The 15,167-nt window shown below is 45.4% G+C and carries 16 protein-coding genes; 13 read left to right on the forward strand and 3 right to left on the reverse strand.

Translation table 11 applies throughout. The features are described 5' to 3' along the window. Positions 1–34: 34 nt before the first annotated feature. The 6 genes from WG943_RS08620 to WG943_RS08645 all read left to right on the forward strand — a co-directional run bounded on the left by WG943_RS08620 (position 35) and on the right by WG943_RS08645 (position 5,607). A complete protein-coding gene (locus tag WG943_RS08620; protein ID WP_340408220.1) occupies positions 35–277 on the forward strand; it encodes a Sec-independent protein translocase subunit TatA/TatB in 243 nt (80 codons plus the stop codon). Between the two features lie 216 nt (positions 278–493). Further along, positions 494–1,210: a ferritin-like domain-containing protein gene (locus WG943_RS08625; RefSeq protein ID WP_340408222.1), complete on the forward strand. Its 717-nt coding sequence runs from the start codon at positions 494–496 to the stop codon at positions 1,208–1,210. Between the two features lie 8 nt (positions 1,211–1,218). Continuing rightward, positions 1,219–2,019: a ferritin-like domain-containing protein gene (locus WG943_RS08630; protein WP_340408224.1), complete on the forward strand. Its 801-nt coding sequence runs from the start codon at positions 1,219–1,221 to the stop codon at positions 2,017–2,019. 267 nt (positions 2,020–2,286) lie between these two features. Beyond that, entirely contained in the window at positions 2,287–2,844 is a 558-nt protein-coding gene (locus WG943_RS08635) for an RNA polymerase sigma factor (RefSeq protein ID WP_340408225.1), read from the forward strand. Next, a complete protein-coding gene (locus WG943_RS08640) occupies positions 2,837–3,667 on the forward strand; it encodes an anti-sigma factor (protein WP_340408227.1) in 831 nt (276 codons plus the stop codon). Before WG943_RS08635 ends, WG943_RS08640 begins: the two co-directional genes overlap by 8 nt. 437 nt (positions 3,668–4,104) lie before the next feature. Further along, positions 4,105–5,607 carry a site-specific integrase gene (locus WG943_RS08645; protein ID WP_340408229.1) on the forward strand — a complete coding sequence of 501 codons (1,503 nt, stop codon included), beginning with the start codon at positions 4,105–4,107 and terminating at the stop codon, positions 5,605–5,607. Between the two features lie 114 nt (positions 5,608–5,721). Here the strand turns inward: WG943_RS08645 and WG943_RS08650 are convergent, their stop codons facing one another. Next, positions 5,722–6,447, reverse strand: coding sequence for a DUF6088 family protein (locus tag WG943_RS08650; RefSeq protein ID WP_340408231.1), 726 nt, complete (start codon positions 6,445–6,447; stop codon positions 5,722–5,724). Positions 6,448–7,394: 947 nt separating this feature from the next. Between WG943_RS08650 and WG943_RS08655 the strand changes: the two genes are divergently transcribed. Then, the gene (locus WG943_RS08655) at positions 7,395–7,865 is read left to right on the forward strand and encodes a JAB domain-containing protein (RefSeq protein WP_340408233.1); all 471 of its coding nucleotides are present in this window, start codon (positions 7,395–7,397) and stop codon (positions 7,863–7,865) included. A 237-nt stretch (positions 7,866–8,102) separates the two neighbouring features. On the opposite strand, the gene WG943_RS08660 is transcribed toward WG943_RS08655, so the two are convergent. Continuing rightward, positions 8,103–9,206 carry a Fic family protein gene (locus tag WG943_RS08660; RefSeq protein ID WP_340408235.1) on the reverse strand — a complete coding sequence of 368 codons (1,104 nt, stop codon included), beginning with the start codon at positions 9,204–9,206 and terminating at the stop codon, positions 8,103–8,105. A gap of 278 nt (positions 9,207–9,484) precedes the next feature. Next, positions 9,485–10,168 (reverse strand): hypothetical protein, encoded by a 684-nt coding sequence (locus tag WG943_RS08665; RefSeq protein WP_340408236.1) that lies wholly within the window; start codon positions 10,166–10,168, stop codon positions 9,485–9,487. A 160-nt stretch (positions 10,169–10,328) separates the two neighbouring features. Here WG943_RS08665 and WG943_RS08670 point away from each other — a divergent pair, with 160 nt between their 5' ends. The 6 genes from WG943_RS08670 (at position 10,329) to WG943_RS08695 (ending at position 15,126) form a co-directional block, all read left to right on the forward strand. Further along, entirely contained in the window at positions 10,329–11,453 is a 1,125-nt protein-coding gene (locus WG943_RS08670; RefSeq protein WP_340408238.1) for a hypothetical protein, read from the forward strand. 233 nt (positions 11,454–11,686) lie between these two features. Beyond that, positions 11,687–12,649, forward strand: coding sequence for a hypothetical protein (locus WG943_RS08675; protein ID WP_340408240.1), 963 nt, complete (start codon positions 11,687–11,689; stop codon positions 12,647–12,649). A gap of 86 nt (positions 12,650–12,735) precedes the next feature. After that, positions 12,736–13,068 (forward strand): helix-turn-helix domain-containing protein, encoded by a 333-nt coding sequence (locus tag WG943_RS08680; protein WP_340408241.1) that lies wholly within the window; start codon positions 12,736–12,738, stop codon positions 13,066–13,068. Positions 13,069–13,293: 225 nt separating this feature from the next. After that, complete coding sequence (locus tag WG943_RS08685) at positions 13,294–13,686, forward strand: plasmid mobilization protein (RefSeq protein ID WP_340408243.1); 393 nt, start codon at positions 13,294–13,296, stop codon at positions 13,684–13,686. Continuing rightward, the gene (locus WG943_RS08690; protein ID WP_340408245.1) at positions 13,661–14,617 is read left to right on the forward strand and encodes a relaxase/mobilization nuclease domain-containing protein; all 957 of its coding nucleotides are present in this window, start codon (positions 13,661–13,663) and stop codon (positions 14,615–14,617) included. The genes WG943_RS08685 and WG943_RS08690 overlap by 26 nt, the downstream gene beginning before the upstream one ends. After that, positions 14,614–15,126 carry a hypothetical protein gene (locus WG943_RS08695; RefSeq protein ID WP_340408246.1) on the forward strand — a complete coding sequence of 171 codons (513 nt, stop codon included), beginning with the start codon at positions 14,614–14,616 and terminating at the stop codon, positions 15,124–15,126. Before WG943_RS08690 ends, WG943_RS08695 begins: the two co-directional genes overlap by 4 nt. Positions 15,127–15,167: the final 41 nt, after the last annotated feature.

The raw sequence follows: 15,167 nt of genomic DNA on the forward strand, positions 1-15,167 counted from the left end.
CTCGTTTGTATTCCCAATGCAATAAATTCAGATTATGGAAACTAACAACATATTATTATTTATCGGAGGGCTTGGCGGCACTGAAGTTGTACTGATTGTGCTTGCTCTACTTTTATTTTTTGGAGCAAAGCGTATTCCGGAATTAGCAAAAGGCTTAGGCCGTGGCATAAGAGAATTTAAAGATGCTTCCAGAGACATCAAGAATGATATTCAAAAGTCTGTAGACACTCCAGACCAAGTATTACCACGAGAATCAAAAGCAGAGCCAAGAACCTGATCGGAAAAGACAGTCTGCAATAGAAGAACTGTTATGGGTTTGGGTATTGATTCGTCATAATTTCAAACTTGGCCATTCCTTTCTTAACACAAGATCACTGTATTTTTACCCTACTAAATCCAGTTTCCTATCAGGCCTCGTAAGTTTTGCAATTCTACAGGCTAGCAGTTATGCCTGTGGCAGCACAAATTTCTATTTACTATATGTTTAAAAATTATGGAAAAATTACAAGACAAATCTGCTGAGAAAGATACAAGCTTAAAAAGTTCTTTGGCAGTTCCGATTCAGCGGAGAATGTTTATGCGTTATGCAGGAGCTACAGCCGCTGCTACTACATTGCTTTTTGCAACGGCATCCTGCGATGACGATGACGATGATATGTTACCGACAGACCCGGCGGCAGTTGACTTAGGCTCAGGAGATACTGGCATACTAAACTACGCTTACGCACTGGAGCAATTAGAAGCAGCATTTTACACAGAAGTTGTGGCAAAATCATTAGGAGTTTTTAATCAGTCGGAGCAGCAGATCATGCAGGACCTGAAAGGCCATGAGTCCATTCACCGAGATTTCCTGAAGGCAGCACTCGGCTCAGCTGCTATTCCAAATCTTGAAGTAGATTTTAGCTCTATCAATTTTAATGACAAGAACAGTATCCTGACAACAGCCCGTACTTTTGAAGACTTAGGAGTTGCGGCTTACAATGGCGCTGGTCGACTTTTAGAAAATGCTGGGTTCTTAACGCTGGCTGGAAAGATAGTTTCAGTAGAGGCCCGTCATGCTGCCGTTATCCGTGACTTAATTTCAAATGGCACTTTCTCTGACTCAGCCAATGATCAAGGATTAGATCCGGCTATGATGCCTGCAGATGTACTTGCAGCAGCCTCTGCTTTCATTGTAACAGAAATTTCTGCTAATAATTTACCTAAATAATCATAGCTATGAACATTTTCAGCATAATAGAAGATATAGAAAAAGTTGATCCGGAAGTATACAACAGACTAGACTCCCGTAGAAGTGCCTTTAAAAACTTAGGGTCATTAAGTAAAAAAGCTGCCTTAGCTGCCATTCCGCTTGCGCTGGGTTCTGTATTCCAGAAAGCTTATGGGCAGAGCAGCGGTACTGTTGTAGAGGTACTTAATTTTGCCTTAAAGCTTGAGTACCTGGAGCGTAATTTTTATACGCAGGCCCTAGCAGCCAACGGGTTGATAACAGACGGAGCTGCTAGAACAGCCATCCAAAAAATACAGGAGCACGAGGCTGAACACGTAACTCTGCTAAGAACTACTATACAAAGTCTGAACGGCACTCCTATTAGTGAGCCTACTTTTAATTTCGGCAAAAACTTCCCAAATTGGAATACAGACTACCAGACATTCCTGACATTGGCACAGGCGTTTGAAGACACTGGTGTTCGCGCCTATAAAGGCCAGGCAGCTAACTTAATCAGTAACGATACTGTGCTTACAGCCGCATTACAGATACACTCCGTAGAGGCTCGCCACGCAGCGCATATCAGGCGCATGCGTAACAATGCTGGTTGGATAGTAGGCGATGGTGACAACAGCAACGTACCTGCCGGAGCACAGCCAGTATATGCAGGCGAGGGCAATGTAGCCCAAGGCACTATAAACGATATAAAAACCCTTGGCAGCGGCTATTCAGCTGCGATAGCTACGGGTGCTTTTGATGAGCCATTAACCAAAGAGCAAGTTGCTGCTATCGTATCGTTGTTTGAGTAGTACCGTTTGTGTTTTACATTCAAATTTACTTTCCCATAAATAGAAAAGGAATGAGCAGCTGGTAGCGGCTCATTCCTTTTTGTTTTGCTGGTAATATGTCATTTAAATTTTATAACCTAGATACAATGCAGCTGCATGTTTTATAAACTTTTCGAAGCAGATTGAGTTAAATAGTAAGTTCTAAATGAGGTAAATCAAAACCTATACTTTCATAACTTAAAATGTTTGGTTTCTCCTTGTAAAATATTAATTATAATCTTTAACTAATTGGCAGGTCAGCACCCCATACCTAAACTTACTGAAGAGGATTTGGTATCACGAATGCGTGCACATGACTCCTCTGCAATGTCAGTACTTTACGATATGTATAGTGCCACATTGTATGGTGTTGTGTTACAGATTGTGAAAATAGAAGAGACAGCAGAGGATGTACTGCAGGAGTCATTTGTAAAAATCTGGAATTCTTTCGACAGCTATGATGCTTCAAAAGGAAGACTTTTTACCTGGATGTTAAATATTTGCAGAAACCAAGCTATTGACACAATCCGGTCTAAACATCACCGCGTAAATAGTAAGACAGAAAATATAAGCACCGACACACGTCTAGGTTTTTCAGCGGATGGATTTAAACCAGAACATGTCGGGGTTCGGGATATGATTGATAACTTAAATCCAGAGCAGAAACACATCATCGATTTAATGTACTTTAAGGGATTGACTCAAAGTGAAATTGCAGAGACATATAATATTCCGCTGGGTACAGTTAAAACCAGAGCTCGTACTGCTGTAAAATTGTTAGCAAGATTTTTTAAAGGACGTGCATAACGAAGACTACATAACGTCTGGAATTCTGGAGCTATACGCAGCCGGAGGCCTAACTCAAGCAGAACAGGAGGAAGTAGAAAGACTTGCCGCTACAAATCCTGAGATTCGCGAGGCCCTTGATGAGGCATGTGCAGCCATCGCAGCTTACGCAGAACTATACGCTGTTAACCCCAAGCCTAGGGTGAAAGAAAGTATAATGCAGCGAATACAACATCCAACTCAGGACACAAATACTATACTTACCAACAAAGCTTCAGAAACAACTAGTTTATACTTAGAAGCGCAAAAGGCCTCATCATCTTATAAATGGTTGCTTGCTGCTAGTGTCGTTTTGTTCTTAATTACGGGTGCACTTAGTATGCATTTTTATTCTAAATGGCAGAATGCAGAAGATAGGCTGGCTGAAGTAACAATTAGAGAACAATTACTTGCTCAAAATTCTAAAAATGCCTCATTACGATTGCAGAGGCAGGGAGAGGCACTTTCAATTCTACGTGATCCAGAGTTTAAGCCTGTGCGGCTGCAGGGAGTAGATAAACACCCGGAAGCTGAGATAACAGTATACTGGAGCCCGGAACGGCAGCAGGTTTACGTAGATGAGGTATCCCTTCCAACTCCTCCCTCAGGAAAGCAGTATCAGTTATGGGCACTTTTAGATGGAAAACCAATAGACGCGGGCTTAATAGAGATTGCACCAGAAGAAGCCGGCCTACAGCAGATGAAGAACATCAGAGCTGCACAGGCCTTTGCCGTAACACTTGAGCCTGCTGGAGGAAGCAAAGAACCTACTTTAGACCAATTAATGGTGATGGGGCAGATTTAATGTGTCCCATCTTATCAAAATTTTTTAGACCTCTTTCTCCCTTTTGAGCAACTACTAAGTATTTTATAACCGGCTAGCATAAAATTTAGCTGGTACTTGTGGTACTCTGATTATGAGCTTTGCTATGTAGGCTTTTCCAGTTATGGTAGAGGAGAGTATAATACTTTCTTTAAAATAATAGAGGTGAGGAATGCACAAAAACAAAAAAGCCCCTCTAGTTAACCTAGAGGGGCTTTTTGTGATCCCGTTTGGATTCGAACCAAAGACCTACTGCTTAGAAGCGACAAATAATAGTATTTTTTTAATTTTACATCCTTTTACTTATTTTGCATAAAGCTTATTATCAACATTTTATATAAAAATTAATTTTATGTAATTATTGCTATTTTGCCCCTTTGTGTGCAAATTGTGTGCACAGAAACACTACGAAAACAGCTATGATTACCGCATCAACCTCCATTATGCTGGACACCAGACGCCCCCTAAAAGACGGGACGTTTCGGGTAAAACTAAGGATTACCTTCCAAAGGCAACGGAAATATTACGGCACCCAATATTCCCTGTCTGAGGAAGACTTTTCCAAGGTACAAGGGGATAAACCAAGGGGTAGGTATAAAGAAATCCAGTTGTCCCTGCAGGCTTTGGAGCAAAATGCGGTACGTATTCTTGAGAAGATGCCCTTCTTCACGTTTGAAGCCTTCGACAGAAAGTTTCTTGAATTGCATGCAAGAAAGGATGTGTTTGCCGCCTATGAGCAGTGTATTAAGCAGATGAGCGAAAATGGACAGGCAGCTAATGCTAACTTCTTTGAAAACGCCTATATCTCCCTCATCTCTTTTATGCTCAAGGAGCCGCCCATCAATCGAAGGAGACTCTCCATTCAAAAGTCAAAGGAAAGGAAACAGGACCTAATAAGAAGAAAAAAGCCGCTGCCCTTTACCGATGTTACCGTAGACTTTCTCAACAGCTATGAAAAGTGGATGCTCAGCCGTAAAAAAACACTCACCACTGTGAGCATGTACTTGCGCACGCTTCGCACCCTCTTTAATGATCTTATAGATGCAGGCGATTTAAGTAGGGATCTCTACCCCTTCGGACGAAGGAAGTATAGGATGCCGGCCAGCAAGAACGTTAAAAAAGCTCTGACACTCTCCGATGTGGAGAAAATATACAACTACCACCCCGAACACGATAGCCAGGCGAAGGCCCGTGACTTCTGGATCTTCTCCTACCTCTGCAACGGTATCAATGTCAAGGATATCGCCAGGTTAAAGTATAAGCAACTTAGTCGGGAGAGCATCACTTTTATTCGGGCAAAAACAGAACGCACCACTCGCCATGCCCTCAAGCCTATTGTGGCCATGCGCACACCTGAGATAAACCGCATCATCAAGCGGTGGGGCAACAAACCAACCTCTCCAGATACTTACGTCTTTCCTATCCTGAGGCAGGACATAACTCCTGAGCAAGAGTTGGCCTATGTCAGGCAGACAGTCAAAACCATCAATCTTTATATCAAGCGTGTCGCCGCCGAAGTGGGCATTGAGCATAACGTGACCACTTATACCGCCAGGCACACCTTCTCCACCGTACTTAAGCGCGCTGGCGCTCCAACTGAATTCATCTCCGAGTCGCTTGGTCACAGCAACCTTAAAACTACTGAGTTCTACCTCGACAGCTTTGAAGATGATGTGAAACGGCAGTACGCAGCTCATTTAACTGCATTTAACAAGCAAAAAGATAAAAAGAGGCTAGAACAGAAGCATATAAGAAGACCTAGAGCTCAGCAAAAGATTAAAAAGGATTACCCACTTTATAAGGAGAACCTTTCAGTTCCTATAGATAATAGCCTGCTTAACCACCAAAGCTTAACAAGATCCTATACCTCATCGGGTATAAGCAATGCCTCATATGTTATTTTTATACCCGATAAGGTATAAGACATGCAGTTAAATGAAATTGTAAAGGAAAGACGCAAGCAAGCAAGTAAACCTGACACAACCAGAGCTGGCTGTAAAGGCAGGAAATAGCCCCAGGGTCTCGTGAAGTCTCATTTATTCAATAAACCATTGGGAAGATGTTGGCAGCATATTATCATTTATGCCTAAGGTATAGGATGTTAATGGATTCAGGCTTTCCTTCAAAGGTACTATGTCCTCTTCTTTTGAATTAATACTCATTATGGCCCCAAGAAATGCTCTTACACGAGGAGGATACTCTAGCGCATACTTAATTAGCATCTTTTTCTCTTTAGGGTCCAGCCTCTGAATTTTGCATTGTATGAGTTTAACACCTGACTTCTTATCTAAATCAGGTATGATTTTGAAATCCTTTAACGCGTCAAGAATTTCTAATAAATGATAATTCTTACCGGTTATGTCTACATAACTCTTTATAGGCTTTACCTCGGTTTTCCCCAGCTTAGTTGATATTCTGTTCGATCTACTTGCAATTTTTATGGTGTTTGACACTTGGGTGGTCAAACCCATTCGATTGTACAGGCTGTTACCCGTAATATAGCCTACACGCTTATTACCTTCAAACAGGTAGGGTTTAAGCAATTCCTCTTCCCGTGGTTTGAGTTCACCAAAGCGAGATTTCTTAGGTTTATAAAATACTCCATTGGATACCCTTTTAATAAGCCCCTTACGAATAAGCCTTTCTATTGCTTTAGTGGCAGCGCTATACTCTTCTTTGGAGATACCAAGTTGGTTATACTTAAAAGTAAGTCCTTCCTCTATTCTACCTATTTTCTTCTCTATCTTCTCTGCAACATTCATAAAGCAATGAATTACAATCAGGGTACCACAAATAGAGTTTTTAAATTATTAATTGTCAAGCTTTTTGTACGTAAAACTTGACACTCTAATCCTAAAACTGTCAAGTTAACTGTGCGAGAAACTTGAAAGGACTACTGGCAGTTATTGGCAAGGAGTGACTTAAGATACCAAAGTTGCTGAAGCAATCGCGGGAGCATGGTTGGCGTCAGCTCCAGCCATATTTCTATGTGCCAAGCCCACTTTGTGCAGCGCGCCGTCAGATAATACATTCTTGGGTTGTGATTCTACCTTGATACTACATTACCAAGAGCAGGTATTTTCTCTAGTTTCCTGACAATAGCATGACATAACCTCCTTCTATGTTCGCAAATAGACGGTGTTCGCAAAAAACGAACAAGAATAAAAAGCGAACAGAAAACACATTAGTAAATCAATAAACTACGGCTGCAATAAGAAAACAACCTCTCTTCACTTATCCGCAACAATTCAACCAGGGGATTTTCTTATCAAGACTAGACAAGTATAGAGGAGATACAGTTTGTTAGTTACATGCATATACCTTTTAGCAAAACATGTAAAACAACCATACACATACCCATATGTAGGATTTCAATAGTCCCGCAACACAAGAGCGCTGTTGAGATATGGAAAACACCTCCGGGTTTCCCACATCTCAACAGCATAACAGTAATGGTGATAGTTAAAGAATAGCCTGACCACAGTGAGCAGCACCATACAGGCCACTTCAAAGCAAAAATCCAACGTCATTCATTTTGGGGCAAAGGTAGCCTTGCGGGCCGGACACGGGACAAGGTAGTCCAAACAAAATGGGTATCCACCTCCGGCGGACCCTCCACATTTTCTTTGGCTCCACCTATGCCCTTAGTCCGGCACCGAAGGCAGACGGGGCACCATAATCAATTTCCTCACACTAAAAGATCAAGATTATGGAAAAGACAACTAAATCCCCAGCAATCTACCGTGTAGCCGAAGTAAAGCTTACCTACCGCAACCGCGTCAAGCCCTCTGAAAGACCGCAGGTTACTTGTTCAACAGATTCATACAAGGTGCTAAAGGGAAGTTGGGATACAGGCAAAATAGAGTTTGTCGAACAGTTCAAGGTTCTGCTGCTAAACCGCGCCAACAGAGTACTGGGCATCTTCGAAGTATCTACTGGCGGCATAGCAGGAACGGTAGCAGACCCCAAGCTCATCTTCGTAGCCGCATTGAAAGCCTGCGCCAGCTGCATCATCCTCTGCCACAACCATCCCTCCGGCAACCTCAAGCCCAGTCCAGCAGACCTGCAGCTGACCCAGAAGATGAAAAAAGGTGCCGAACTACTCGACATAGCCTTATTGGACCACCTAATCCTGACGAGCGATACATATTATTCCATGGCAGATGAGGGGCTTTTATAGCTCCTCTTTCCTTTACAAAAAGAGCTCATCGAAAAGGTACACGCTCCCCATCCTAATTTTTTACTTTAAATTTTTACTCCTCTGAATGCTTATCAGAAATTCAACCACCTGGCCGAGCAGGTGACCAACGAAGTCATCGCGTAACTCAAGCAGGGCAAGTTCCTATGACACCGCCCCTGGAGCTCTGACGGCCTTCCCTGCAACTACCAATCAGGTCGCCCTAAAGGATGTTTAAAATTAAATATTTAAAATATAGCGGGTACTCCGGCCTCCCCCTTCCTGTATGAACGCCCCCAGTTCCAGCAACTGCTGCAGGTCCCTTGTTGCCGTCGCCTTGGAAGCTTTGGTAATGCCTATATACTTCCTGGCATTCATACCTCCCTCAAAACCCTCCGGCCCTGCGTCGAACATCCTTCTTACAGCCTTTGTTTGCCGTTCATTCAGCGCGTCCCTGAACCGGTCAAAGAACTTCGATTTCTTCAGAATAAAATCGACCAGGCTGATCGCCTGTTGTTGTGAGGTTAATATAACGCTGACAAAGTATATAACCCAGGAGGTGATGTCGTTGCTTTTCTGGGCCTGCTCCAGGGCATTGTAATACGCCTGCTTGTCTGCCTCTATGGTCCTGGAGAGGCTCAGCAACACCGGGCGGCCTAAGGTTTGCGACAAAGCTTTTTCTGCAATGGCTCGCCCGATCCTGCCATTGCCATCCTCAAACGGGTGCAGGGTCTCGAAATACAAATGTGCCACCGCCGATCTCACCGGGCCTTTCCTCATCTCCTTGTCTCCTCCCGGTGCTGTCTGGTTGAACCATTGAATGAACCTGCTCATTTCATCCGGTATGCGGGCAGAGGGAGGAGCCTCAAAATGCACCTTTTCTTTGCCAAGCGCACCTGAGACAACCTGCATGGGTTCCTCATGGCTGCGCCACATGCCGACATGGATGCGTTTTTGTTCCTTTAAAAGCATCGTGTGCCATTGGAAGAGCTTTTCCGCTGTCAATGCCTCCGCATAGGTTTTACGGGCATCGACCATCAGTTCACCAGCCCCTTGCGCCATTTTGTCTTTTGTTGCTTCAGGGGATTGATTAAGGCCAAGGTTATTGCGAATAGACGAAACTACGTCCTGACGGCTAAGGTATTCGCCTTCTATTTCTGACGTTTTGATAGCCTCAGCCACCATCATATCAAGCACAGCTTCCAACCGGACCGCTTCAGGCAGGGCCTTCAACATCCCTCCGACATGGCCCGCCAGCGCTGCGAACTCGAAAAGCATATCATCTACTTTACTTACATCATACCTGAATTCAGGCCAGTCGGGTTGTTGCCAATTGTAGATCATGAGCCGAATATAACATTTATTCGGCTCAAATACCATAATATTTTGAGCCGAATAACAGATTTAATCGGCTCACATAGACTTTAATTTACTAAGAAATAATACCTTAAAGTTCGGCATGGCGAACCTGTAACTGACCCGGAAGATGCAAAAAGACATTAAACTACTTGACATTGCTTTATTGAACCTACCTGATCCTAACGAGCAGAACGTATTATCCCATGGCAGATAAGGGGGTTTTATAGCTCCTCCCTTGCTCATTTAAACAGTTAAACAGCTTACTACTTTTTGGAAAGACCAAGAGTTCTAGCGAAATAGTCATCCGCCCTTTTCCCAATTCCGAGTTTCTGTTTTAGCTCGTGCTCCTCCAGGTCAAAGAAATCCATAAATCCTACCTCATGCTCTTCCTTTGCCTTATCCTTTCGATAATGCCAATAGGAATTATAGTAGCCTTGCTTCAACCAAATCTTGACTGTCTGTAAATCTTCCTCAAAACTATGGTCAATCTTATCTACATAGAAGTGAGAAGTTTTTAAGTAGGCTGCAAAGAAGGGGATAGAAACTTGTTCTCCTACTCTCGGTACTACGGGTAATTGGTCAGCTTCCAAGGTCATGAACTTGTCCTTTGTCCAGCCTCTGATTAAAAACTCATACCGAATTTTAGCGAAGGAAAACACAGGTCTTACTTCATGATCCAGTACAAGGTCATGATATATCTCCTCCATGTATTTCCTGATTTTGCCGTACTTCAGCCCTGTGGCAGCAGACAAGTCCTTCAGGGAGGGCATTGGCGCTTCATCATCATAAAACAGGTTCCTTTCCAATATGTCCTTCAAAAGAACATTGTAGACTTTCCCATTTTCTGTAAGCTTCATAGCCTTACTCCTCATCGAACTGATATCCATCAGCATATCCTTAGTTGACATACTATTCTCATTCATTTGTATGTATTTTTTGTTTTTCATTAAATTTCAAACTTGATGATAGGCTTCAGCCTTTCGGACGGAAGCCCCATTTGTTGTGCATCAAATAAATTGTTTAAAGTGTACATCCATCTTTACTGAATTAGCTTATCGCTTTTTGAATTTAGTTAAATTCAGATCAAAAAAATGACAAACCAGCGCTATGGAAAATAACCGGATTTCTAGAAAGGAACTGTACCAACAGGTATGGTCTGAGCCAATGACTACCTTAGCCCGGAAATACAGCGTCTCGGACTTTGAACTTCGGAAACTTTGCAAAAAATGGCAGGTTCCAACACCAAGGCAGGGGTACTGGCAAAGCTTCAGGGCAGGTAAACAAGTACCCATTCCAACCTTACCTGATCTGGATTCTGAAGAACAGGAAATAGATCTGGCTACTCTTACTGAACCTAAAGCGGCAGCGCCACTATCTCCCTTAGAGCTTTTACAGCTGGAAATCGAGCGTAGCCTGCAAAAGGTACTTCAGGTACCGGCCAAGCTTACAAACCCCGATAAACTGATTGCCGCAACGAAGGCTAACATCGAGCAACGTAACGTCACCTATCGCTTTACGGAGTTGCTCACCACCTCCTATGGGTTTTTGGACATGAAGATTTCCAGGCAAAGTCTCAACCGGGCGTTTCGGCTTATGGACACGCTCATCAAGGCGCTTCGGGCAAGGGGGCACAGCGTCATGATCAGCGGCTCTCAAGCCTGCATTCATATCAGACAAGAAAAGTATGAAGTGGCCATTCGAGAGAAACTGAAAAGATCGGACGAGATCAGGCCAAAAAGCTACTCCTACGATTACACCCCAACAGGCATATTATTCCTGAGAATTGGCCCCACCTGGAACGGCAGGGAGTGGCAGGATGGTAAGGTGCCGTTGGAAAGCAGGCTCTCAGCCGTTATCGCCTACCTCGAGTGGAGAACACAGAAAGAGGAGGAATGGCATATTGCGTGTAAGAAGGCGGAGGAAGTACGTCGTGATAAAGAGCGTGTCCTGCGGGAGCAGCAGTTGCGGAAGGAACAGGAGCTAAGTAAGTTCAAGGTTTTGCTACAACAGGCAAAGCGCTGGCATGAGGTACAGATGCTTCGAAATTACCTTGCAGCCGTAGACCAGCATACGCTAGATAACGAGAACCTGCACCAGGAACACCGAGAGTGGCTTTCCTGGGCACAGCAAAAAGCAGACTGGTATGATCCGCTAATAAATCTTCCAGATGATTTGTTACATGAAGTAGACAAAGAGACGCTCACTTTGCCAAACAAACACCCTTACTACTAAATCAATAATTCTTTATTTGGGTGATGCCTTTTTATGTGCACCAGTACCTAGTTTTAAATAGCTACTAGTAGATAGGATAATTAAGCAGCAACGCTCTTATTGCATTTTCTACTTTATATATTTATATTCATAAGCAATACTACAGGAATCGCTTGGATGCCTGCATGAATCGATTAGCAGGAGTCCAGGTTAAGCAGGTAAATGTGTGATGCATACCGCAAAGCCCTGGCACTATGAAACACCTGAAAAAGTTCATCACCCACCTCCAGACAATTAACCTGAAGGTGGTACCACAAAAGATTTACAATCCCCAAAGCGCTGCCCGGGAAGAGGTGAAGGTTTATGAGATTACACATGAAACCAGCTACGGGGGTGTTCCCTTTGAGAGCGAATTTAAGCTTCTTATAGAAAAGGCTTTAGTAGACTTACTCGTCCTGGATAACAGACGGCTTTCGGCCATTTTGGAACAACTTGATTCGCTCGAAAAACGCTTTCAGGCATTTTGGGTCAACTTCCACAGCTGCCGTTTTGATCTTGACTTTAACTATCCTCCTGATTTCCTGTTTCAAATCAGTCTGCATAAGCTGTTTTCTGTCCCTGCGCTACAACCAGCATATACTGGCATTGTGATCGAAGAGCAATTTGTGGATGATCTAACGGAGTCCGTCAGACTGCGGGAAGCCTTCCTGGCCGATTTCATCAGGCAGGCCAGGCGCTTGCTCACCCCAGAAATGGAACATACCAAACCTGAACAGCCTGTAGAAGTCAAGCCTGTAATGAGCTACCCGCATTTTACGGATGGCGTGGCCGAAAAATTTACGGAGGTGTTGAAGGGATATTTCACCCAGGCAGACCAGGATCAATTGTTACCCCTCTTCCTCCACAACCAGGCACCAGCCTCTCCCCTGCTCTTCCACGGAAATGGCAAGCAACTGGCCGACGCATTTAAGCAGCTCTACGAGGCTAACCTGATTGTGGGCTGCCTCAAAGGGGAAATGGAGATGTGGATCACTAAGCACTTTGCCTACGTATACCGCGGCCAGCAAAAATCTTTGCCACCCAATTATCTGGGAGCCATCATCTCCTCTAATGCCAAACCCTGCCAGTCGCCTATCCTGGACGTGCGAAAGCGGTCAGATGGCAGCTTCACCATCGTCCCGGTACTTCGCACGCAAAAAAACTATAGTTCCTACTAGGAAACAGGGAGGAAGCAGAACCGCCTGCTTGTATCCCATCCAAATAAACACCTACCATTGCAGCACAAACCAAAAGAAAAGCTGTTATGGAAAACTTCACTTTTGAGCAACTGCCCCAGGCCATGCGCCTGCTCTTCGAGAAAATGGAACACCTGGAGTTGCGTCTGTCAGAGCAACTCCCACCAAAGGACACGGAGGTGATCTTCAACGTCACCCAGGCCGCTGCCTTCCTGCACCTTTCCGTCGCCACCCTCTACGTGAAAACCTGCCGCCGGGAGGTCCCCTTCAACAAGCAGGGAAAGCGCCTGTACTTCTATAAAAGCGAGTTGGCTGAGTGGATCCGGCAGGGAAGAAAAAAGACAGTTTCAGAAATCCAACAAGAAGCCAGTCAACACATGCTAATCAAACGCAAAAGCTGATCATGGCGCCTCCTTGCCAGCAATGGGAACGAACACTTAATGTCTGGACATCGCCAAGTCAAGCGACACCGACTAAGGCGTAGGCACCTGTAAGGGCGCTATAGGGAGGGGCTTTACGTGCAGGGAGCAAGTTTGTGTTTTTGTCATACAAAAACCTCCTCCCTCCCCTGCCGCTCCCGGTGGTCGCAGCAGTAATTTTTTCTAACACGCTAAGCCAATCAGCACATGGAAGCAGCGCATACACAGCAGCAAAGCCAGGAGAAAAAGAAGGGCGGCCGTCCCGTCAAACGGGTGAAGCGGAGCTATACCCTCGTGGTGCGGGTAACCGAGACAGAGCGGCTCCTTGTCTCGGGCAAGGCCCGGGAGGCGGGGCTGAGCCTTTCGGCCTGGTTTCGGGCAGCGGCAAAAAAAGCGGTGGTGACGGCGCGTCTCCGCCCTGAGGAGCTGGCCACGCTGCGCATGCTCTCAGGTATGGCCAACAACCTAAACCAGCTAGCTCGGCTGGCACACCGGGAGGGCCTGCTCTCGGTGCAGGGCAAGTGCCGCCAGGCCCTCGACGAGATCAATCACACGCTTCACTTACTGGGCAGAGATGATCGGCAAGGTAATAACCGGTAAGAGCTTTGGTGGCTGCGTGCGCTACGTGGTCCAGAAGCCCGAGGCCGCGGTGCTGGATGCGGACGGCATCCGCACCGACGCCATAACGGCCATGGTCGCTGACTTTAACCTGCAGCGCAGGCTGAACCCGGACCTGGAGAAGGCCGTGGGACACATCGCCCTGAGCTGGAGTATACACGACAGGGAAAAGCTGAATGCCCAAGTGATGGTGGATCGGGCAAAAGAGTACCTGGAGAAGATGCAGATCAGGAATACGCAGTACCTGATCGTACTGCACCGGGACCGCGAGCACCCGCACCTGCACATCGTCTACAACCGGGTTAATTATGAAGGCAAAACAATCTCAGACAGGTTCCAGCACAGGCGCAACGCCAGGGTATGCCGGGAGCTCACCCTAAAGCACGGCTACTACCTGGCTCCAGGCAAAGGGCAGGTAAACCGCCAGCGCCTGAAAGGGGCCGACAAGGCAAAGTACGTACTTCATGACACGATCAAACAGGCACTACACCACGCTAAAAGCTGGCAAGAACTGGAAAGCATGCTTCACGGCAAAGACATCACCATCGACTATAAGCATAAACGGGGAACGGATCAGGTGCAGGGCGTGAGCTTTTGCCAAGGAGAGTTGAGCTTTAAGGGATCCAGCATCGACAGAAGCCTGAGCTACGGGGCCATCAGCAGACAGTTGGAGCAGAACCAGCAGCAGGCACTATTGCTCTCCCCTACTTCCAAGCCGCATAAAGGAATTGCTCAAGCAGGTTTCTCTGCTCCTGTTATTTCCACAAGCAGAGATCTTGCACGCCACGACAATACTGGCATATTAGAAAGCTTGTTGGCTCCTGCCACAGGGCAGGCAACTGACTCGGCTAACATGAACGATTACCACTTTAAGAAAAAGAAACGCAAAAAGAAAAGGAGAATACACTTATGAACCCTGAAGAACTAGAAGAAAGACTCTCAGACACAGAGCGCGTACTAGCCCTGCACGGAAAGCGGCTGGAAAAACTAGAGGAGCAGGGAAAACCGGCACCTGCTCAAACTGTTAAGAAAACACCTGACTATTCCTCTCAGTTTGAGGAGCTCAAAGCGCTTATCAAGCGGCACGACCTGGGCGTTCAGGCCCTGCAGATCTATAGCCAGATCTCCTCCTTCCGGGAGACGATCACCAAGCTGCCCAAGGTGCTACCCGTCCGGCACCACCACCACTTTGAAGACAGGTCACGAGCCTTTGTAATCGGGGGCTTTGTGTGTTTACTGGCTGCTGCCATTTCTGTAGGGCTGTGCCTGAGCCTGTACCGGGAGAACGACAGATTGCAGGAAAGTGATTTTAAGTATAGAATGATCCGGAAGGCTTATCCTGAGGTAATAAATTGGGTCGATTCAGTTTACAATCATGCGCCGGAGGCGGCCAAACAATTAGACACAGATGCTTCGCAATAAGTACTGATAATGATCAGAAAAAACATGACCTACTAAAATTA

Source organism: Pontibacter sp. H249 (assembly GCF_037892465.1).
Lineage (GTDB): Bacteria > Bacteroidota > Bacteroidia > Cytophagales > Hymenobacteraceae > Pontibacter.